The 20,260-nt window shown below is 65.9% G+C and carries 20 protein-coding genes; 2 read left to right on the top strand and 18 right to left on the bottom strand.

The window, feature by feature from the left end:
- Positions 1-431 precede the first annotated feature (431 nt).
- The gene (gene murA, locus AB0876_RS30275) at positions 432-1,688 is read right to left on the bottom strand and encodes a UDP-N-acetylglucosamine 1-carboxyvinyltransferase (protein ID WP_054602914.1); all 1,257 of its coding nucleotides are present in this window, start codon (positions 1,686-1,688) and stop codon (positions 432-434) included.
- 97 nt (positions 1,689-1,785) lie between these two features.
- Here murA and AB0876_RS30270 point away from each other — a divergent pair, with 97 nt between their 5' ends.
- Positions 1,786-2,364, top strand: a complete 579-nt coding sequence (locus AB0876_RS30270; protein ID WP_526043750.1) for a cob(I)yrinic acid a,c-diamide adenosyltransferase — start codon at positions 1,786-1,788, stop codon at positions 2,362-2,364.
- Between the two features lie 2 nt (positions 2,365-2,366).
- On the opposite strand, the gene AB0876_RS30265 is transcribed toward AB0876_RS30270, so the two are convergent.
- The 16 genes from AB0876_RS30265 to fadD1 all read right to left on the bottom strand — a co-directional run bounded on the left by AB0876_RS30265 (position 2,367) and on the right by fadD1 (position 17,140).
- On the bottom strand, positions 2,367-2,813 hold the full coding sequence (locus tag AB0876_RS30265; protein ID WP_064884241.1) for a DUF2550 domain-containing protein: 447 nt from the start codon (positions 2,811-2,813) through the stop codon (positions 2,367-2,369).
- 15 nt (positions 2,814-2,828) lie between these two features.
- Positions 2,829-3,194: a F0F1 ATP synthase subunit epsilon gene (locus AB0876_RS30260; protein WP_491842471.1), complete on the bottom strand. Its 366-nt coding sequence runs from the start codon at positions 3,192-3,194 to the stop codon at positions 2,829-2,831.
- Positions 3,195-3,257: 63 nt separating this feature from the next.
- Positions 3,258-4,685, bottom strand: a complete 1,428-nt coding sequence (gene atpD, locus AB0876_RS30255; RefSeq protein ID WP_044519623.1) for a F0F1 ATP synthase subunit beta — start codon at positions 4,683-4,685, stop codon at positions 3,258-3,260.
- A 41-nt stretch (positions 4,686-4,726) separates the two neighbouring features.
- Entirely contained in the window at positions 4,727-5,650 is a 924-nt protein-coding gene (locus tag AB0876_RS30250) for a F0F1 ATP synthase subunit gamma (protein ID WP_491842470.1), read from the bottom strand.
- 7 nt (positions 5,651-5,657) lie between these two features.
- Entirely contained in the window at positions 5,658-7,307 is a 1,650-nt protein-coding gene (gene atpA, locus AB0876_RS30245; RefSeq protein ID WP_526043749.1) for a F0F1 ATP synthase subunit alpha, read from the bottom strand.
- A gap of 84 nt (positions 7,308-7,391) precedes the next feature.
- Complete coding sequence (locus AB0876_RS30240) at positions 7,392-8,729, bottom strand: F0F1 ATP synthase subunit B/delta (RefSeq protein WP_526043748.1); 1,338 nt, start codon at positions 8,727-8,729, stop codon at positions 7,392-7,394.
- Complete coding sequence (locus AB0876_RS30235; RefSeq protein ID WP_491842467.1) at positions 8,730-9,245, bottom strand: F0F1 ATP synthase subunit B; 516 nt, start codon at positions 9,243-9,245, stop codon at positions 8,730-8,732.
- A gap of 9 nt (positions 9,246-9,254) precedes the next feature.
- On the bottom strand, positions 9,255-9,515 hold the full coding sequence (locus AB0876_RS30230; protein WP_003888102.1) for a F0F1 ATP synthase subunit C: 261 nt from the start codon (positions 9,513-9,515) through the stop codon (positions 9,255-9,257).
- Positions 9,516-9,603: 88 nt separating this feature from the next.
- Complete coding sequence (gene atpB / locus AB0876_RS30225; RefSeq protein ID WP_491842466.1) at positions 9,604-10,380, bottom strand: F0F1 ATP synthase subunit A; 777 nt, start codon at positions 10,378-10,380, stop codon at positions 9,604-9,606.
- 10 nt (positions 10,381-10,390) lie between these two features.
- Entirely contained in the window at positions 10,391-10,837 is a 447-nt protein-coding gene (locus AB0876_RS30220) for an ATP synthase subunit I (RefSeq protein WP_463807160.1), read from the bottom strand.
- A gap of 266 nt (positions 10,838-11,103) precedes the next feature.
- The gene (locus tag AB0876_RS30215; RefSeq protein ID WP_526043761.1) at positions 11,104-12,348 is read right to left on the bottom strand and encodes a glycosyltransferase family 4 protein; all 1,245 of its coding nucleotides are present in this window, start codon (positions 12,346-12,348) and stop codon (positions 11,104-11,106) included.
- Positions 12,349-12,358: 10 nt separating this feature from the next.
- The gene (locus AB0876_RS30210) at positions 12,359-13,021 is read right to left on the bottom strand and encodes an L-threonylcarbamoyladenylate synthase (protein WP_526043747.1); all 663 of its coding nucleotides are present in this window, start codon (positions 13,019-13,021) and stop codon (positions 12,359-12,361) included.
- Positions 13,022-13,051: 30 nt separating this feature from the next.
- Complete coding sequence (gene prmC, locus AB0876_RS30205) at positions 13,052-13,897, bottom strand: peptide chain release factor N(5)-glutamine methyltransferase (protein ID WP_526043746.1); 846 nt, start codon at positions 13,895-13,897, stop codon at positions 13,052-13,054.
- On the bottom strand, positions 13,894-14,997 hold the full coding sequence (gene prfA, locus AB0876_RS30200; protein ID WP_491842462.1) for a peptide chain release factor 1: 1,104 nt from the start codon (positions 14,995-14,997) through the stop codon (positions 13,894-13,896). The genes prmC and prfA overlap by 4 nt, the downstream gene beginning before the upstream one ends.
- An 88-nt stretch (positions 14,998-15,085) precedes the next feature.
- Positions 15,086-15,328: a 50S ribosomal protein L31 gene (gene rpmE, locus AB0876_RS30195; protein ID WP_019344296.1), complete on the bottom strand. Its 243-nt coding sequence runs from the start codon at positions 15,326-15,328 to the stop codon at positions 15,086-15,088.
- Positions 15,329-15,526: 198 nt separating this feature from the next.
- On the bottom strand, positions 15,527-17,140 hold the full coding sequence (fadD1, locus tag AB0876_RS30190) for a fatty-acid--CoA ligase FadD1 (RefSeq protein ID WP_526043745.1): 1,614 nt from the start codon (positions 17,138-17,140) through the stop codon (positions 15,527-15,529).
- 125 nt (positions 17,141-17,265) lie between these two features.
- On the opposite strand from fadD1, the gene AB0876_RS30185 reads away from it, so the two are divergent.
- Complete coding sequence (locus tag AB0876_RS30185; RefSeq protein ID WP_448448396.1) at positions 17,266-17,871, top strand: TetR family transcriptional regulator; 606 nt, start codon at positions 17,266-17,268, stop codon at positions 17,869-17,871.
- A gap of 52 nt (positions 17,872-17,923) precedes the next feature.
- Here AB0876_RS30185 and rho read toward each other — a convergent pair whose 3' ends face one another.
- Positions 17,924-19,954, bottom strand: coding sequence for a transcription termination factor Rho (gene rho / locus AB0876_RS30180; RefSeq protein WP_526043744.1), 2,031 nt, complete (start codon positions 19,952-19,954; stop codon positions 17,924-17,926).
- Between the last annotated feature and the right edge of the window lie 306 nt (positions 19,955-20,260).

Raw genomic sequence — 20,260 nt, 5'->3', positions numbered from 1 at the left:
AAACCCGAAAGAATTCGAATCAGAAAAATTCGACCAAACAAAAGACACCAACAAACTGGCATCAAAAAAACAAAGCCACACCCTAAACGGGAAAAGAGCGTGGCCAAAAACAACAAACAAAAACCACCAAACACACTATTGAGTTCTCAAACAACAGGCTTTTCTGCTTTGTCACCCTGTTTTGGGGCAACCCCACCAGCTTAATCTGAATCTTGCCGGCAAGTCAAATTGCTTCATTTTGGCTTATTTCATCCGGTCTGAGGCAACCTCGCCAGCTTAGTACGATCTCGGCTGGCTTGTCAAGTCGCTCTGGCCCGGGGTGTTTCACCCGCTCCGCGGCGACTTCAAAAGATTAGCGCGCGCCTGCCTTCAAGGTCAAATCGGCTGGTCAGCGCGATTTCGAGGCTGAAAGACAGGCTCGGACGTGCTGCTTAGGAGCCTACTCTTTCGATCTCGGCCCCGAGGCTCAACAGGTTTTCCACGAACAACGGATATCCGCGGTCGATGTGGAACACGTCGTGAACCTCGGTTTCGCCGTCGGCGACCAAGCCGGCGAGCACCAGGCCGGCGCCGGCCCGGATATCCGAGGACCACACGGGAGCGCTCGACAGCTGCGGGATCCCCCGCACCACCGCATGGTGCCCGTCGGTCCGTGCGTCGGCGCCCAACCGGATCATCTCCTCGACGAACCGGAAGCGCGCTTCGAACACGTTCTCGGTGATCATCGATGTGCCGTCGGCCACCGCGGCCAAGCCGATGGCCATCGGCTGCAGGTCGGTCGGGAAACCCGGGAACGGCAGCGTCGCCACGTTCACCGCTTTGGGACGCTCGTACTGGACCACCCGGAAACCGTCGTCGTTCTGGGTCACGGTGGCGCCGGCGTCGTGCAGCTTGTGCAGGACCAGCTGCAGGTGCTGGGGGTCCACGCCGGTCACCGAGATGTCCCCGCGCGTCATCGCCGCCGCTATCCCCCACGTGGCTGCCACGATCCGGTCACCGATCACCCGGTGTTGCGTGGGGTAGAGCCGGTCGACACCGGTGATCGTCAGCGTCGACGTCCCGGCTCCGCTGACCTTGGCGCCCATCTGGTTGAGCATCGCGCAGATGTCGACGATGTCGGGTTCGCGCGCCGCATTGTGGATCGTGGTGACACCTTCAGCCAGCACCGCGGCCATCAGGATGTTCTCGGTCGCCCCCACTGACGGGAACTCCAGCTGGATCTCGGCGCCCCGCAGATGATCGGCCTCTGCCACCACACAGCCGTGCTCGATGTTGCAGGTCGCGCCCAGCTGACGTAACCCGGCCTGGTGCATATCCAGCGGCCGCGACCCGATCGCGTCACCGCCTGGCAGCGCGACCTTCGCTTTCTTGCAGCGTCCGACCAGTGGTCCCAGCACGCAGACCGAGGCGCGGAACTGGCGGACCGCCGCGAAGTCGGCGTCGTACTTCGGTTCGTCGGGCGACGTGATCCGGACGGTGTCACCGTCCAGCTCGACCGTCGCACCCAACCCCCGCAGCACCTCCGCCATCAGCGGCACGTCCAGGATGTCGGGGCAATTGGTGATCGTGCTGGTGCCCTCGGCCAGCAATGAGGCCGCCATCAGTTTCAGCACACTGTTCTTTGCCCCACCGACAGCAACTTCGCCTGATAACCGGTTTCCTCCGGTCACCAAGAAACGCTCGCTCACGCCGGTCAGTGTAGACAGCCTGCCGTCGAGTTTCCGCCTGCTCGGACAGATCCGCCGAGCCCGGCGGGCTCGTCCTCAATCCCGGTACGGTTCAGCTATGGCTGTTCATCTCACCCGTATCTATACCCGCACCGGCGACGACGGCACGACCGGGCTGAGTGATTTCAGCAGGGTTTCCAAGAATGATTCGAGGTTGGCGGCCTACGCCGACTGTGACGAAGTCAACGCCTCCATCGGCGTCGCAGTAGCCCTGGGCGAACCCGATCAGCAAATCCTGCCGGTATTGCGCCAGATTCAGAACGACCTGTTCGACGCGGGCGCTGATCTGTCCACCCCCGTCGTCGAGAACCCCGAGTACCCACCGTTACGGATCGCCCAGGCCTACATCGACCGCCTGGAGAAGTGGTGCGACGAGTTCAACGAGGCGCTGCCTGCCCTGAACTCGTTCATCCTGCCCGGCGGCAGTCCCCTGTCCGCCCTGCTGCATGTCGCCCGGACGGTGGCTCGCCGAGCCGAACGGTCGGCATGGATCGCGGTGGATGAGCACGGTGAGTCGGTCAGCGTGCTGCCTGCGAAGTACCTCAACCGGCTGTCGGATCTGTTGTTCATCCTGTCGCGGGTCGCGAACCCGGAGGGGGATGTCCTGTGGAAGCCGGGCGGCGGAACCGAGAAATAGCTTCAGTAATTGCGGCGGCGAGCTCGCGGTGACGGCCGCGACTCAAGCCAAGAGGTGAACGCCGTGAGCGCGCCCCGGTCCAGGGCGATCTCATAGCCTTGGCGGCGTTCGGGGCTGGTATCGCGCAGTTCCAGAATCGCGATCTGATCGGTCATGATGTCGAACTCATCGCCACGTGGGAGTCGGCGCGACACCACTTCCAGGCCGCGCCGGCTCAACCGTCGATCAGGCCACCACCGCATGCTGGACAGCCGGTAGAACCCGGCCTCCCCACCGCGGTAGCGCATCACTCCGTGGCGCCAGCCACTACCGCCCTCGGCGGGAAAGTCACGCAGGATGGCTGCGGTTCCGCCAACCTGACGCAGCTTCCACAATCGGTAGCTCAGCGCTCCGACTGCCAGTAGCAGAACGCAGACGAGCGCGACCATGACAATCATGGGCGCGCTCATCTGTCGTCTCTGTCGTCAGTCGATCTGGCCGAGAGCGCGCAGGCGCGCCCGACCCCAGGCCGCTGTCTGCTCGTCGTCGGACTCCGCATCCCGCTTGGCGGAGTCCGCGTCGATCTCGGATTCGAACTCAGCGTTCTCCACCAGGATGCGAACCGTCTCCTCGGTCACCGACAGGAAACCGCCGTCGACGGCGATCCGCAGATCGTCTTCGCCTTCACGCTCGACCCGCACCATGGCGTCGTCGACGAGCTCAGCGACCAACGGGATGTGCCGCGGCAGGATGCCGATCTCACCAGCGGTGGTCCGGGTGAAGACGAACGTAGCGGTGCCGGACCAGAGCTCACGCTCGACGGCAACGATCTCGACGTTCAAATCAGCCATGTCACACCACCTCTCGAATAGGAAGGCTCAACTCAACCCATTGGTTCTTCGCGCAAGCGCTCATCACAGCTTGGCGCCGAGGCTTTCGGCCTTCTTCGCCAGGTCATCCAGACCACCGATGAGGAAGAACGCCTGCTCGGGCAGGTGATCGAACTCGCCCTTGGCCAGCTTGTCGAAGGCCTCGATGGTCTCCTTGAGCGGCACGGTCGAACCCGGCTGGCCGGTGAACTGCTCGGCCGCCATCATGTTCTGGCTCAGGAAGCGCTCGATCTTACGGGCGCGGTACACCAGCACCTTGTCCTCTTCCGACAGCTCGTCGATACCGAGGATGGCGATGATGTCCTGAAGATCCTTGTAGCGCTGCAGGATGCGGATGACTTCCTGGGCGACGCGGTAGTGCTCGTCGCCGACGACGCTGGGGTGCAGGATCGTCGAGGACGAGGCCAGCGGGTCCACCGCGGGGAAGATGCCCTTGGAGAACACCGCACGCGAAAGCTCGGTGGTGGCATCCAGGTGGGCGAACGTGGTGGCAGGCGCCGGGTCGGTGTAGTCGTCGGCGGGCACGTACACGGCCTGCATCGAGGTGATGGAGCGACCACGGGTCGAGGTGATGCGCTCCTGCAGCTCACCCATCTCGTCGGCCAGCGTCGGCTGGTAACCCACGGCCGAAGGCATACGACCCAGCAGGGTCGAAACCTCGGAACCGGCTTGGGTGAACCGGAAGATGTTGTCGATGAAGAGCAGCACGTCCTGGTTCTGCTCGTCGCGGAAGTACTCGGCCATGGTCAGGGCCGACAGGGCGACGCGCATACGGGTGCCTGGCGGCTCGTCCATCTGACCGAACACCAACGCGGTGTCCTTCAGCACGTTGGCGTCGGCGAGCTCGACCCACAGGTCGTTGCCCTCACGGGTGCGCTCACCCACGCCGGCGAACACCGAGGTACCACCGAAGTTGCGGGCGATACGGTTGATCATCTCCTGGATCAGAACCGTCTTACCGACGCCGGCACCACCGAACAGGGCGATCTTGCCGCCACGCACGTACGGCGTGAGCAGGTCGACGACCTTCAGACCGGTCTCCAGCATCTCGGTGCGGGGCTCCAGGTCGGCGAAGGCCGGCGGCTTACGGTGGATCGACCAGTGATCGAAGTCCTTGCCGTAGCCGGGCTCGTCGAGGCAGTCACCGAGGGCGTTGAACACGTGGCCCTTGACGCCGTCGCCGACCGGCACGGAGATCGAGGCGCCGGTGTCGCGGACGTCGGTGCCACGCACCAGGCCGTCGGTGGGCTGCATCGAGATGCAGCGCACCAGGTTGTCGCCGAGGTGCTGGGCAACCTCGAGCGTCAGGGTCTTGGCGAGCGCGCCGTAGGTGATGTCGGCGTGCAGCGCGTTGAACAGCTCGGGCACGGCACCGCGCGGGAATTCAATATCCACCACCGGGCCGGTGATGCGGACTACGCGGCCCGCGGTCTTCTCTGCAGTAGCAGTCATTCTCTCTTCGCTTTCCTACGAGGCTTTCGTCTTTGGTCCGGCTAGCGCGCGTCGGCCAGCGCGTTCGCGCCGCCCACGATCTCGCTGATTTCCTGGGTGATCTGCGCCTGACGTTCGCGGTTGGCCGCGAGCGTGAGTGCCTTGATCAGATCGTCGGCGTTGTCGGTGGCCGACTTCATGGCGCGCCGGCGCGAAGCCGACTCCGAGGCCGCCGCCTCCAGCAGTGCCGCGTACACGCGGGTTGCGATGTAGCGCGGCAGCAGCGCGTCGAACAGGTCCTCGGCATTCGGCTCGAACGAATACAGCGTGTGCGGACCGGCTTCCGGCTCGCCGACGTACTCGACGACCAGCGGTGCAATCCGATGCGCCACTGCGGTCTGCGAGAGCATCGACCGGAACTCGGTGGACACGATGTGCAGTTCGTCGACGCCCAGGATGCCGTCCGCTCCGGCGTCGTCGCCTTCGTCGTCGGCACCGGACATGAACGCCGTCACCAGGGTGTCGGCGATCTCCCTGGCGTTGGTGTACTCGGGACGCTCCGAGAAGCCGGTCCAGGATTCGACGACCGCACGCTGACGGAAGCTGTAGTAGCCCAAGGCCTTTCGACCGACGACGTACAGCACCGGCTCCTTGCCCTCTTCCCGCAGCAGCGAGAAGAGTTCTTCGGCCCGGCGCAGCACGTTGGCGTTGTAACCGCCGCAGAGACCGCGGTCCGAGGACACCACGAGCACACCGGCCCGCTTGGGGTTCTCCCGCTGAACGAGCAGCGGGTGGTCCAGCGCGCTGGCACCGGCAAGCTCGGTGAGCATGTTGGTGATCTCGGTGGAGTAGGGCCGGGCCGCATCGACCCGGGCCTGCGCCTTGGCGATCCGCGACGTGGCGATCAGCTCCTGTGCCTTCGTGATCTTCTTGATCGACGAAGCGGAGCGGATACGCCCGCGTAGCTCGCGAAGTGTGGCTGCCATTGGTTACCTAGGCCTTCTTCGGAGCCGGCTTGCGGACCTTGACCGATTCCTTCTCCAGGTCCTCGGGATTCAAGGCTTCGGCCTCGGCGTCCTTCACGACCACGGAGCTGCCGTCGGTGGCGGCGAAGCCCTTCTTGAACTCGTTGATGACCGAGACCAGCTTCTCCTCAGCCTCCTCGGAGAGCTTCTTGGTCTCCTTGATCCCGGTGAGGATGTCGGAGTGGCTGGCCTTCACGTGCTCCAGCAGCTCGCCGGAGAATCGCGAGACGTCCTCGGCCGGAACCGAATCCAGGTGGCCCTGGGTACCGAGGAAGATCTCGACGACCTGGTCCTCGACTGCCAACGGGCTGTACTGGGGCTGCTTGAGCAGCTCGACCAGGCGGACACCGCGGTCCAGCTGGGCCTTGGAGGCCGCATCCAGGTCCGAGGCGAAGGCCGCGAAGGCCTCCAGCTCGCGGTACTGCGACAGATCCAGACGCAGCGAGCCCGCGACCTCTTTCATGGCCTTGATCTGCGCGGCGCCACCGACGCGGGACACCGACACACCGACGTTCACGGCCGGGCGCACACCCTGGTTGAACAGGTCGGACTCCAGGAAGCACTGGCCGTCGGTGATCGAGATGACGTTGGTCGGGATGTAGGCCGAGATGTCGTTGGCCTTGGTCTCGATGATCGGCAGACCCGTCATCGAACCACCGCCCAGCTCGTCGGAGAGCTTTGCGCAACGCTCCAGCAGGCGCGAGTGCAGGTAGAAGACGTCACCGGGGTATGCCTCGCGGCCCGGCGGGCGACGCAGCAGCAGCGAGATGGCGCGGTAGGCCTCGGCCTGCTTGGTCAGGTCGTCGAAGACGATCAGCACGTGCTTGCCGTCGTACATCCAGTGCTGGCCGATGGCCGAGCCGGTGTACGGCGCGAGCCACTTGAAGCCGGCCGGATCGGAGGCGGGGGCCGCGACGATGGTGGTGTACTCCATCGCGCCGCCCTCTTCCAGCGCGCGCTTCACGCTGGCGATGGTGGTGCCCTTCTGGCCGACGGCGACGTACACGCAGCGCACCTGCTGCTTGGGATCACCGGTCAGCCAGGCCTCGCGCTGGTTCAGGATGGTGTCGACGCAGAGCGCGGTCTTGCCGGTCTTGCGGTCACCGATGACCAGCTGACGCTGGCCGCGGCCGATCGGGGTCATGGCGTCGACGGCCTTGATACCGGTCTGCAGCGGCTCACCGACGCCCTGACGCTGCACCACCGAAGGGGCCTGCAGCTCGAGGGCGCGCCGGGTCTCGGACTCGATGTCGCCCTGGCCGTCGATCGGCTGACCGAGCGGGTTGACGACGCGACCGAGGAAGGCGTCGCCGACCGGCACCGAGAGCACCTCGCCGGTGCGCTTGACCTGCTGGCCCTCTTCGATCTTCTCGAACTCACCCAGGATCACGGCGCCGACGCTGTGCTCGTCGAGGTTCAGCGCCACACCCAACACACCGCCCGGGAACTCGAGGAGCTCCTGGGTCATGACCGAGGGCAGGCCCTCGACGTGAGCGATGCCGTCACCGGCATCGACGACGGTGCCGATCTCTTCACGCTCGGTGTCGGCGGAAAACGAGGATACGTAGTCCTCGATGGCACCTTCAATATCAGCAGCCGAGATTGTCAACTCTGCCATGGTTTTTCGTCTTCCTACCTTGTTCTTGGGGTGGTTCTGGGTTCGTGCCGGGGCTGGACTGTCGCTTCCTCGCGCAAGCGCTCGTCAGTCCGGCAGCTGGGTGGCCGCTGCGGCCAGTCGGGACGAGATCGAGCCGTCGATCACTTCGTCACCGACGGTGATCGACAGTCCACCGAGCAGTTCCGGGTCGACGTGCAGCTGCACTGACACCGGATGTCCGTAGATGCGGGTGAGCACCTCCGACAGCCGGGTCCGCTGAGCATCGGTCAGGTCAGCCGCGGCGGTCACGTGAGCAACCACTTCGCCGCGGCGGGCGACTGCGAGTTCGGCGAGATCGATGACGGCCTCGTCGGCACGCTCACCGCGCAGCAGTCCCACAGTCTGGGCCAGCAGCGCCGCTGCCGTCCCGTTCCCACTCGCGTTACCGCCGAGCACCTTGTCCAGCAGGGCGACTCGTCCGTCAACCGGAGCGGTGTAGTCACTGAGCAGGGCCGAGAGTTTGGGCTCGGCGTCGAGCAGGCGGCCGAACCGGAACAGCTGGTCCTCCACCTCGTCGACCTCACCGGCGATCTCGGCGCGCTTGAGCAGCGCCAGACGCGCGGTGTGTTCGATGGCGTCGACCAGGTTCGCTTCGGTCGACCAGCGCTGCGAGACCGCGGTCCGCAGCACGTCCAGCGTGGTGTTGCCGACCTTGCCCGACAGCAGACGGTCGACCAGCTCGGCCTTGGCGCCATTCTCGTCGGTCGGCTCGGCCAGGTGCCGGTTCAGCGTCGACTCCGAAAGCAGCAGCCTGGCGACAGAGGCCAATTCCTCGGCCAGCGTGGTCAGCCCGTCGGCGTCCAGACCGTCGGCGACGGAGTCGAACTTCCCGACCACCACAGCCAGCGACTCGCGGCTGGCCGCGCGCAGCTTGGACGTGGCGGCGGTGTCGATCACCACGGCCGACGGCGCCATCTGGTCCAGCTCGGCGAGGAACCGGTCCACGGTGGCCGCCTGCGCGGCCGGGTCGGCCACGTGTGCCCGGACCAGTGCGTCGGCCTTGGCCACCGACTCCGATCCGAGACCGGTGCGCAGCTGGCGGATGAGCTGCTGGCGCATCAGCTGAACCTGCTGAGCGCCTTGGGCCTTGATCCGCTCGGCCTCGGTACCGGCCTGCTCGGCCAGCTGGGCGGTGATCCGCTCCGAGTCCTGCGAGGCCTCGTCGGTCACCTTGGTCGATTCGGCCTTGGCGTCGGCGAGTGCCTTGGCATGCATGTCATCGGCGTCGGCGAGCTTCTTGGCCGCGTCCGCGCTCTCGGCGAGCGCGACCCGCACGGCTTCCTGCTGCTTCTGCATCAGGCTCCGCACCGGCGGCACAACCCACTTGATGATGATGAATGCGATGACGGCAAAGCCGATCAGCTGTCCGATAAATATCGACATCTACTGCGTCCCACCTGATTTCACGTCGACGCCCAAAATTCGGCTGGCCAGGGTCTGCGAGAGTCCGTCCACCGAAGACTCCAGGCCCGACCGCACACCGGCACCCTGGGCAGCAAGCTGCTCATCGGCCTGGCGCACAGTTTCGGCCACCTCGGTGCTCGCCTCGGCACGCTTGGCGTCGACCACCTCGCGACCCGCGGCGCGGGCCTCGTCACGGATTGCCGATGCCTGGGTACGAGCCCCGGCCATCGCCTCGTTGTAGTCGGCCTGTGCCGCGGCCACCTGCTCGGCCGACTTCCGGTTGTCGGCGGCGGTCTTCGCCAGCATCGCTTCGCGCTCTGCCAGTACCTTGCCGACCGGTGGCACAACCCATTTCGCGATCACAGCAAGTGTGATCAGGAAAATGATCAGCACGGCGAAGAAGGTGCCGTTGGGGACCAGGAAGTTGCTCTGGCCCCCACCGCCTTCCGCCGCTGCCTGGCTTGAAGCCAGGATCGTTGCGCTCAGTTCACCCATGCTGATGGACTACTGCAGGCCCGGGGTGGCGAAGACGAACAGCGCCATGAAGGCCAGGTTGATGAAGTACGCGGCCTCCACCAGACCGACGGTGATGAAGAACGGGGTGAACAGCCGGCCCTGGGCCTCGGGCTGCCGGGCGATGCCCGAGATCAGCGCGTTACCCGCGATACCGTCACCGATACCAGCGCCGATGGCGCCGCCACCCATGATCAAACCGCCACCGATCAGCGCGCCGGCCGTGATGAGGGCGTTGGGGTCGAGTTCCATTCCTTTTATCCTCCTTGATAACTGGTGGCTGTGCCGCCAGAGGTTCGTGTGCTGCAGTTGTAGGGATCAGATATGTGGATCAGTGAGCTCAATGGTCCTCGTGGTCCAGCTCCATCGACTGGCTGAAGTACAGGATCGTCAACAGCGAGAAGATGAATGCCTGAATCAGCCCGACGAACAGGTCGAAGGTCTTCCAGATCGCATTGGGTGCCCACTGGATGTACCAGGGGAACATCGCGATCAGGGCGACCAGGATGCCGCCGGCGAAGATGTTGCCGAAAAGACGGAGGGCCAGCGAGATCGGCTTGGCGATCTCTTCGACGATGTTGATCGGCGCCAGGAACGCGACGTGGCCCTTGATCACCTTGACCGGGTGGCCGATGATGCCGCGACGCCAGATACCGGCGGCGTGGTAGGCGAGGAACACGAACAGTGCGAGCGCCAGCACGAAGTTGATGTCGGAGGCCGGCGGCTTGTACCACTCGGCAGCGGCGCCGTCCGCTCCCCCGTACTGCAACGGCAGGACCGCCAGCCAGTTGGAGATCAGGATGAAGACGAAGATCGTCACCGCCAGCGGCAGCACGAAGGGGGCGACCTTCATACCGATCGAGCCCTCGATCTGCTGACGCATCTGGATGGTCAAGGCCTCCCAGAACAGCTGCACACCGCCCGGCACGCCGGTCGAGGTGACCTTGGCCCGCAGGACGAACGCCAACGCGATCACGATCACCGCGGTGACCGCGGTGGCCAGGATGGTGTCGCCGTTGAACGTCATCCCGAACAGCTCGAACACCATCGTGTGGTGGCCGACGTGGATGGCAGCGCCACCCTCTTCGGCGGCGAGCACGGTCGTCGTCTGAGTCATATAGGTCAGCTCAACCCTTCGATTCCGTATCCAAGACATCCAGGCCGTTAGAGCGGATCTTCCGCAGCACGGGGATGCTGGTGCTCATCACCAGCAGAGCCTGGAAAATAGCCAGCCCGAACAGCACCGCGATGCCGTCGTGCTTCTTGAAGAAAAGTGCGATGCCGAGTGCGATCGCAGTGATGATCAGCAGCCGCGTCGCGGAGTTCACGGCCATCTTCTTCTTGAGCGGGTGATCCTCGGCCGTGATCGCCTCGACGGCCCGACGCACCAGCAGGGCGTTGATCAAGCCGAGGACCAGGCCGACACCGAAGAAGACGCCGAAGAAAATGTGTCCGATGAAACCGGCGGCCCCTACGGCCAGCCCGGTGAGGACGACGCAGACAATCAGCAGACGCAGTGGCCGGAAAGCCACCGACGGGAACACCAACGGCGCGTTCTGCGCTGGTGTCGTCACTGATTCACCCCAATCCCGCTGTCACGAAACGCTGCACCCTCGGAGATGCCAACGGTTGCTGCCCCCTGGCAAAACCCTGTGCGCGCCCGACGAGAATATCGGAGGGCGGCGGGCGGGCTCGATTCACCCACGGGGTAGCTCCCTTTGTCGGTCGTTGATCGGCACCTGACGGTTCGTCGAACCGAGGGGCCGGGCCGGCAACCCGCGAGGTTTTTCGGGTTCTGGCAGCACCCTAACACATGGTAGGCACCCCTAAACGTGGCCTACTACTTTTTGTCGTACTTCGCTTCGTGCTCGTCTTCGGACGCGTCATTCCCACGTTGCAACAGGGGTATCAGTGTCACCACGATGGCCACCACGATGGCGGCCGCGACGACCGCTCCGGTGTAGCGGGGATCGAAGAAAATCGTCGCTGCGGCACCGAAAGCGATGATGCCCACCCATAGGTAGATCAACAGCACGGCGCGGCGATGCGAGTGCCCGATCTGCAGTAGTCGGTGATGCAGATGCATCTTGTCGGGGCTGAGCGGACTCCGGCCGGCGCGGGTGCGACGCACGATGGCCAGCAACGTGTCCAGCGCTGGTACCAACATCACGGCGATCACCAGCAGGAACGGCGACATGAGCGCGAAAACATCGCGGGCGCCGTAGGCGTTCTGCGAGATCGGCCCGGCGGCTGTCGTCGACGCCGCACCCAGCATCAGGCCGATCAGCATCGATCCCGAATCGCCCATGAAGATCTTGGCCCGGTGGAAGTTGTGCGGCAGGAAGCCCAGACAGGCGCCCGCCAGCACCACCGAGATCACCGCGGGCGGATAGAACAGGACGTCGCCGCCGTGGTCCCGCAGCAGCCCGACCGAGAAGATGCAGATGGCCAGGGCCGTGATGAGTCCGAGCCCGGCGGCCAGACCGTCGAGTCCGTCGACGAAGTTCATCGCGTTGACGATCGACACCGTCAGCGCGAGCGTCAGCAGGATCGACGACACCTGGTCGAGCACGATGGTGCCCACTCCCCCGAACGGGATGTAGAGCACGCTCCAGGCCACGCCCATCGTGACCAGCACGCTCGCCGCGGTGATCTGGCCGGCGAATTTCGTCAGGGCGTCCAGCCCCCAGCGGTCGTCGATCAGCCCGATGGCCATGATCAGCCCGCCGGCGACCACGACCGCGGGCATACCGGTGGAGTAGACGAAACCTCGCGTGAGTGCCGGCAGTTGGGAAGCCAGCAATACCGCGGCGGCGACCCCGATGTACATCGCCAACCCGCCCATCCGCGGTATCGGCTGTACGTGGACATCGCGTTCCCGCGGGTAGGCGACGGCGCCGACCCGGATGGCCAGCACCCGCACCCAGCCGGTGGCGAAGTACGTGATGATCGCGGCGGTCAGTCCGACGAGCGCCAACTCACGCAGCGGAACACCGGCACCTCGGTCCGACAGAGCGAGAAGCCCGGAATTGACCGCGGGAATCACTGCGTCACCGGCCGACATCACCGATGAACCGTACTGCAGCAAGCTGAGATCACTCCGTAGGTGTTGTTGTGAGCGTGGAGATTTCCACGCCGACGACCCTGGCGATGTCCGCCGCGCTGATCGGACCGGCGCGCAGGATGCGTGGCTGGATGCCGGTGAGGTCGACGATGGTGGACGCTGCCTGTTGTTCGGCGGGCCCGCCGTCCAGATAGACCTCCACCGTGTCGCCGAGTTGCTCGTGGGCCTGCGCTGCCGTCACCGCGGCCGGCTGACCCGAGACATTGGCACTGGACTGGGCCATGGGACCGACCTCGCGCAGGAGCTCGATGGCCACCGGGTGCATCGGCATCCGGAGCATGACGTTGCCGTTGGCATCCCCGAGGTCCCACTGCAGCGACGGTGCCTGCGTGACGATCAGGCTCAGTGCGCCCGGCCAGAATGCCCGGATCAAATCGCGGGCGGCCGGCGGCACCGAGTAAACGAGACCGTCGATGGTGTTCCACGAGCCGACGAACACGCCGACCGGCATGTTGCGGCCACGGCCCTTGGCCGCGAGGAGACTGCCGACGGCGTCGCGGTCGAAGGCATCCGCACCGATCCCGTAGACGGTGTCGGTCGGCATCACCACCAGTCGGCCGCCCTTCACCGCGCTGATCGCCGAGGCGATGCCGGTCGCACGCTGATCAGCGTCGCTGCAGTCGAAGATCGTCATGTCGGCTCCCCGGTCGGTGCGCGCATCAGCTCAGCTTCTCCCAATCCTCGTCGCCGTCACAAAGCGGGGTCGTCCGGCGAGGTCGCGGCGCGCGGTGACCTCGGTGAAGCGACCGTCGTCGACGAAGGCCCCGACCGACAGCTCGGAAGTGGTGTCGTCGTGCTCGACGGCGCAGGACGCACCGTCGCGCAACCAGCGGGCGGCGAGTGTGACGATCGGCCGGATCACAGACATACCGTCGGGGCCACCGAACAATGCGGTCGCGGGATCATGTTCGGCCACTTCGGGTTCCAGGACCGCGGCCTCGGGGATGTAGGGCGGGTTGGACACCAGCAGATCCACCCGCCCATCGAGTTCGGGCAGCAGGCCGGGCGCGGTGACATCGGCGTCCAGTACCTCGACGCGCGTACCGGCGGCGTTGCGCCGCGCGAACTCCAGGGCCGCGGGCGAGTTCTCGACGGCGAGCACGCGCGCGTCGGGCCACCGCGCGGCCAGCGCCAACGCCAGCGCACCCGAGCCCGTGCACAGGTCGACGATCAACGGGTCGCCGGGCAGTTGCCGCGTGCAGGCCCATTCGAGCAGCGCCTCGGTTTCGGGCCGCGGGATGAAGACACCGGGCCCGACCGCGAGCGTCAGCGGGCCGAACGGCGCCGTACCGATCAGATGTTGCAGCGGAATCCGACGGGACCGGGCGGCCACGAGTTCGTCGTAGGCCTCGTGGAACTGTTCATCGGCGTCGTCGAGGAACATCAGCCGACCCCGGTCGACACCCGCCACGTGCGCGGCCAGCAGCTCTGCGTCGATGCGCGGAGAGGCGACGCCCGCGGCAGCGAGCCGTGCCGTTGCGGCCTGGACCGCCTGCCGCACCGGGGTCATGTCTGCTGCTGCAGCCGGGCCTGTTTGTCGGCGGTGCCCAGCGCGTCGAGCAGCGCATCCATGTCTCCGTCGAGCACCTGGTCGAGGTTGTGCGCCTTGAAGTTGATGCGGTGATCCGCGATCCGGTTCTCGGGGAAGTTGTAGGTGCGGATCCGTTCGCTGCGGTCGACCGTGCGGATCTGGCTGGCCCGGTCTGCCGATGCGTCCGCCGACGCCTGTTCTTCGGCCAGTGCCTGCAGTCGAGCGGCGAGCACCACCATGGCCCTGGCCTTGTTCTGCAGCTGCGAGCGCTCGTTCTGGCAGGTCACGACGATGCCGGTGGGCAGGTGCGTGATGCGGACCGCGGAGTCGGTCGTGTTGACGCCCTGACCGCCCTTGCCCGAGGACCGGTAGACGTCGATGCGCAGGTCGGACTCGTCGATCTGCACCTGCTCGACGTCCTCTGGTTCGGGGTAGACGAGGACGCCGGCCGCCGACGTGTGCACCCGACCCTGTGACTCGGTGACCGGAACGCGTTGCACGCGGTGGACCCCGCCCTCGAACTTCATGCGCGACCACACGCCGTCGGCGGAATCGCCCTTGCTGGCGATGGTGATGGTGGCGTCCTTGTAACCGCCCAGGTCCGACCAGGTCTCGTCGAGCACGGTGACGGTCCAGCCGTGACGTTCGGCGTAACGGATGTACATGCGGGCCAGATCGGCGGCGAACAGTGCCGACTCCTCCCCACCTTCCCCGGACTTGACCTCAAGCACGATGTCGTCGGCGTCGTGGGGATCCCGGGGCGCCAGCTGATCCGTCAGCTGCGCATCGAGTTCGGCGACCTTCGTGGTCAGCTCGTCCACCTCGTCGGCGAAGCTGGCGTCGTCGGCGGCGAGCTCGCGAGCGGCTTCCAGGTCACCGCGGGCGGCTTCGAGCTTGCGGTAGGTCCCCACCACGGGCGAGATCTGGGCGAACCGCCGGCCCACCTTGCGGGCGGCGGAGGCGTCGGCGTGCAGGTTGGGGTCGGCGAGCTGACGCTCCAGGTCAGCGTGCTCAGCGAGCAGCGCCTCGATTGCTCTCCCCGGCTGAGCCGGGAATCCAGCAGAAGCGGTATCCGTCACGTCATCCTCCTGTCCCAACTCGTTCCTGGAAACGAAAACAGCGCCCAGATCTGACGCATATGCGACAGATCGGGCGCCGTTGACGTAGCTACTTGTCGGCTGCGGCAGCCTGATCACCGGCAGGCTTACGCTTGCCGTACCGCTTCTCGAAGCGGGCCACGCGGCCGCCGCTGTCGAGGATCTTCTGCTTGCCGGTGTAGAACGGGTGGCACTGCGAGCAGACCTCGACCACGATCTGGCCGCTCTGCTTGGTGCTACGGGTCTGGAAGGTATTGCCGCAACCACAGTGCACCGTGGTCTCGACATACTCAGGATGAATGCCTGTTTTCATGGGTTCCTCTTCAATCGTTGGCCCGGGTCGCCCGAAATTCAGATGGACGTGAACCGGGACCGAGGGTCGGCGGTCCATTATGCCAGGTCAACCGCCAACAGCCTAAACGCGGGATGACCGGCCGGTATTCCTGGACCCCGGCGACGCGCAGATCACGCCGATGCAGGCAGATGCCGTTGATCGCCGGCGAGATTGCGCTCAGGGACAAGTCTGGCCCGAATCTTGTCCCTGAGCGCAATCTCGGTCCGCTGCGGCGATGGCCGCGGGTTGGAACGTGCGACCGGTCCGCTTCCAGAGCACCCGACCGGCCGGATCGGCGCCGAGGGCAACCAGTTCACGCTTGAGAATCTTGTTGGTCGCGGTGCTGGGCAGATCGTCGGCGATCCAGACGTAGCGCGGCCAGGATTTCGGCGACAGATCCTGCTGCTGCGCCAGGAATGCGCCGAACTCGTCGGGCGTCAGCGCCTGACCGTCGCGCAGCACGACGGCAGCCATCACCTGGTCACCGACGAACTCGTCGGGCACGGGATAGACCGCGACCCGACTGATCACCGGCTGCCGCAACAAGATTCGTTCGATCGGCGCCGCGGTGAGGTTCTCGCCGTCCACTCTCATCCAGTCCGCGGTGCGCCCGGCCAGGTAGATCCAGCCGTCGGCGTCGCGGTAGGCCAGATCGCCCGACCAGTACATGCCGTGGCGCAGCCGTTCATCGGTCGCGCCCTGATCGTTGTGGTAGCCGCGGAACATCCCGCTGCCGTTGGTGTTCACCAGTTCCCCGGTGGCGGCCTCGGCGTTGACCAGGGCGCCGGTGGCATCGAATTGTGCGGCCGGGCACTCTTCGAGGGTCTCCGGGTCGTAGATCGCCACGCCCGGGAAGCCCTGGCCGACGCTGCCGGCGGGGGTGCCCTCGGAACGGGTGATGATGATCGCCAGCTCCGTCGAACCGAAGCCGTCCCACACGCTGCATCCGAACCTGCGGCTGAATTCATCGATATCGCGGTCGGCGGCCTCGTTGCCGAACGCGACGCGCAGCGTGTTGTCGTGGTCGTCGGGTTGCTCGGCGGTGGCCAGGATGTAGGCCAGCGGCTTGCCGACGTAGTTCATGTACGTCGCGCCATAGCGGCGGATGTCCGGGAGGAACCCGGACGCGGAGAACTGTGCCGGCGCCATGGCCGCGCCCGAGCTGAGCGCCACGCCCCACCCGGCGTACACCCCGTTCGAATGGAACAGCGGCATAGCCAGGTAGCAGGTGTCTGCCTCGGTCAGGTCGTACCGCTGCACCAGCGCGGCGGCGGAGAACAGCACGATGGAATGCGGCACCCGGACGGCCTTGGGCTCCCCGCTCGTACCCGAGGTGAAGATCATCATGAAGGTGTCGTCGGCCCCGACCTCACGGTGCGGCGTGAGTTCCCGCGCTGACCAGGCGGTATCCGATACGTCGATGACGGTGACGCCCGGCAGGTCGACGCCGTCGAGCAGTCCGCGATGGTGTTCGTCGACGAGGACGACCTGACATTCGACCCGGGCGATGTCGCGGGCCAGCGCATCACCCCGGCGGGTGTTGTTGATGCCGCACAGCACGTAGCCGCCCAGGGCCGCCGCCGCCAGCGCGGTCAGCATGTCGGGGGTGTTGCCCAGAAGGGTGCCCACATGGAGCGGACGCTGCGGCTCGGCGATCCCGATCAGGGTCGCGGCCTGGGCCTTCGCCTCGGCGATATGCTCGCGCCACGTCCAGGTCCGGTCGCCGTACTTGATGGCGACCGTGTCACCTGCTTCGCGTTCCCGGAGCAACTGCTGCAGCGTTTCGGCCATCCGATGAATCCCCAAGGGTCAGTGAACAGAATTAGAAAACTGTCTACCATGGTTCTGGCGCGACGGATACACGCTTGGCAGAATCATGTACCTAAGCCCAATCGGAAGACCAGGAGACACCACAGTTGACCAGCACCACGGCACCGCGCAGCGTGCGAGATCGACTGATCGACGCTGCTGAAGAATGCCTGCGGACCAAGGGCATTCGCGCGACCACCGTCTCAGAGGTCGCCGAGGCCGCCGGAGTGTCGCGCGGGTGGCTCTACCGCCATTTCCCGGACAAGGTGACGCTGCTCGGCGCCGTGATCGTGCGACTCAACGACACGTTCTGGTCGGAAGCCCAGGCCATGTTGGAGCAGATCGAGGGGCTGGATCGCCAGATCGCCTGGGGCGTCGGCAATGGCCTGCGCGCCTACGACGATCCCGGCGCGGTACTGATGAAACTCCGCACCGACGAACCCGAGGAATTCGCCGCCTGCGCCGGGGCCGGCGTGCAGGGCATGATCCCCGACCTCGCCGAGTTCTGGTCGCCCTATCTGGCGGCCGCCCGTGACCGCGGCGAGGTGCGTGCCGACATCGACATCCCCGAAGCATCGGAATGGGTTGCGCGAGTGTTGATCTCGCTGGCGACCGTACCGGGGAACACGCTGGATCCCAGTGACGAGGACGCGGTCCTCGCCCAGGTTCGCCGCTATTTGATGCCGGGGTTGCGCGCGGAGCCAACTTCCTGACAACACGAAAAAGGCCCCCGAATTTCGGGGGCCTTTCACGTTCGCGCGGGAGTTAGTCGACGTCCATGTTGCCCGGAGCGGTCTTGGAGACCTGGACCAGGAACTCGTAGTTGGTCTTGGTCTTGCGCAGCTGGCTCATCAGCAGATCGATGGCCTGATGCGAATCCAGCCCCGAGAGCACCCGGCGCAGCTTGTGCACCACCGCGAACTCGTCCGTCGAGAGCAGCAGCTCGTCCTTGCGGGTACCGGACGGGTTGACGTCGACCGCGGGGAACACCCGGCGCTCGGCGATCTTGCGGTCAAGCTTAAGCTCGGCGTTGCCGGTGCCCTTGAACTCCTCGAAGATCACCGTGTCACCGGTCGAACCGGTCTCGACCATCGCCGTGGCGATGATGGTCAGCGAGCCGCCGTGCTCGATGTTGCGGGCCGCGCCGAGGAACCGCTTCGGCGGGTACAGCGCGGTGGAGTCGACACCACCGGACAGGATGCGACCCGAGGCCGGCGACGCGTTGTTGTACGCGCGGCCCAGACGGGTGATCGAGTCCAGCAGCACGACGACGTCCTTGCCCTGCTCGACCAGGCGCTTGGCCCGCTCGATCGCCAGCTCGGCGGCCTGGGTGTGGTCTGACGGCGGACGGTCGAAGGTCGAGGCGATGACCTCGCCCTTCACCGAACGCTGCATGTCGGTGACCTCTTCCGGGCGCTCGTCGACGAGCACCACCATGAGGTGGCATTCCGGGTTGTTCTTGGTGATCGCGTTGGCGATGTCCTGCATGATCGTGGTCTTACCGGCCTTGGGCGGCGACACGATCAGGGCGCGCTGCCCCTTACCGATCGGCATGATCAAGTCGATGACGCGGGTGGTCAGCCGCTCCGGCGTGGTCTCCAGGCGCAGCCGCTGGTTCGGGTACAGCGGGGTCAGCTTGGTGAAATCGGGGCGGTTCTTGGCCGCCTCGACCGGACCACCGTTGACACTGTCCAGGCGCACCAGCGGATTGAACTTCTGCCGCGGGTTCTGGCCCCCGCCGCCCTCACCCTCGCGGGGCACGCGGACTGCACCGGTCACGGCGTCGCCACGGCGCAAGCCGTTCTTGCGGACCATGTTCATGGACACGTAGACGTCGTTCGGCCCGGCCAGGTAGCCCGAGGTCCGGACGAACGCGTAGTTGTCCAGCACGTCGAGGATGCCGGCGACCGGCTGGACGACGTCGTCCTCACGCAGCTCGGTCTCGTTGCCACCCTCGGCGCCACGCTCACCGCGCCGGCGACGATCGCGGTCGCGGAACCGACGGCCGCGACGGCCCTGCCGGCCGTCCCCATCGCCATCGTCATCGGTGTTGGCGTTGCCGCCTCGGTTCTGCTGGTTGTCGGACTGGTCGGACTGCTCGCGCCCCTGGCCGCGGTCCTGTTTCTGGTCGCGGTCCTGCTTCTGGTCGCGCTTGTCGTCCTGCTTGTTATCGGCCTTGTTGTCGGCCTTGGCCTCGCCCTTGTCGGCGTCGGACTGCTCGCGCTTTTCGCGCCGTTCCTGGCGTTCACGCTTGTCCTGCTTGGCAGGCTTTTCCTGCGGCTCGGCGGCAGCCTCAGCGGTCTTGGCGTCGGGCTCGGCGGAATCGGTCTTCGCCTCGGCCTTGACGGCCTCGGTGCCCGCATCGTTCTTGCCGGCATCGGACCTGCCTGCGTCGTCCTTGGCCGCGTCGGCGACCGGCGCGCCGGCCTGGCGCGAGGAACCCCGACGCTCACGACGACGAGTCGCGGGCTGCTCAGCAGCCTCGGCACCGGCGTCCGGCTGGGTATCGGCGGCCGGCTTGGCCTCGGCGGTCGCACCGTTGGATTCACCACGGTGGGCGCGGATAGCTGCGATCAGCTCACTCTTACGCAACCCGGACGCGCCTTCGACACCGATTTCCTTGGCCAGGGCGCGCAGCTCAGGCAGAACCATGGTCGACAGCGACGCGGGCCGGGCGCTGGAAGCGCGCCGCGCGGCCGCGGTGTCAGTGGTCGCGGTGCTTTCAGATGTCACGGCGTTCGGCAAATCCCCAGTGCCGTTGGCGTTGTCAGCCGTGAAGAGGTCCGTTTCTGTCACGGATTTCCTTTCTTTCCCTCGCTCATCAGGTCGTGCGAGGGTTCCCCAAAGGTCGAAGCGCGTTCAGCTGAACCGCTGAGCGCGTAGCTCACACCGTCGCCTTTGCAACGGCGATCGCCCGGGTCCGCCGATATACGGCGAGCCGTCAGTCCACGAGTAGAACACAAGAAGATTGGGTGGTCGTCCTGGTGTCGACGCAGGCAGAGACCCTGCGAGTGCTGGACGAAAGCGAGAATAACTCGCTTTTGTGAAGTAATCAAGCAACGTCAACACTGGGCGTGTGGCGCTCGGCTCTTCTTGTGCCGC

This window comes from Mycobacterium sp. NPDC049093 (assembly GCF_040704635.1).
In the GTDB taxonomy this organism is placed as follows: Bacteria; Actinomycetota; Actinomycetes; order Mycobacteriales; family Mycobacteriaceae; genus Mycobacterium.
This window is presented reverse-complemented; position numbering and strand designations above follow the sequence as displayed.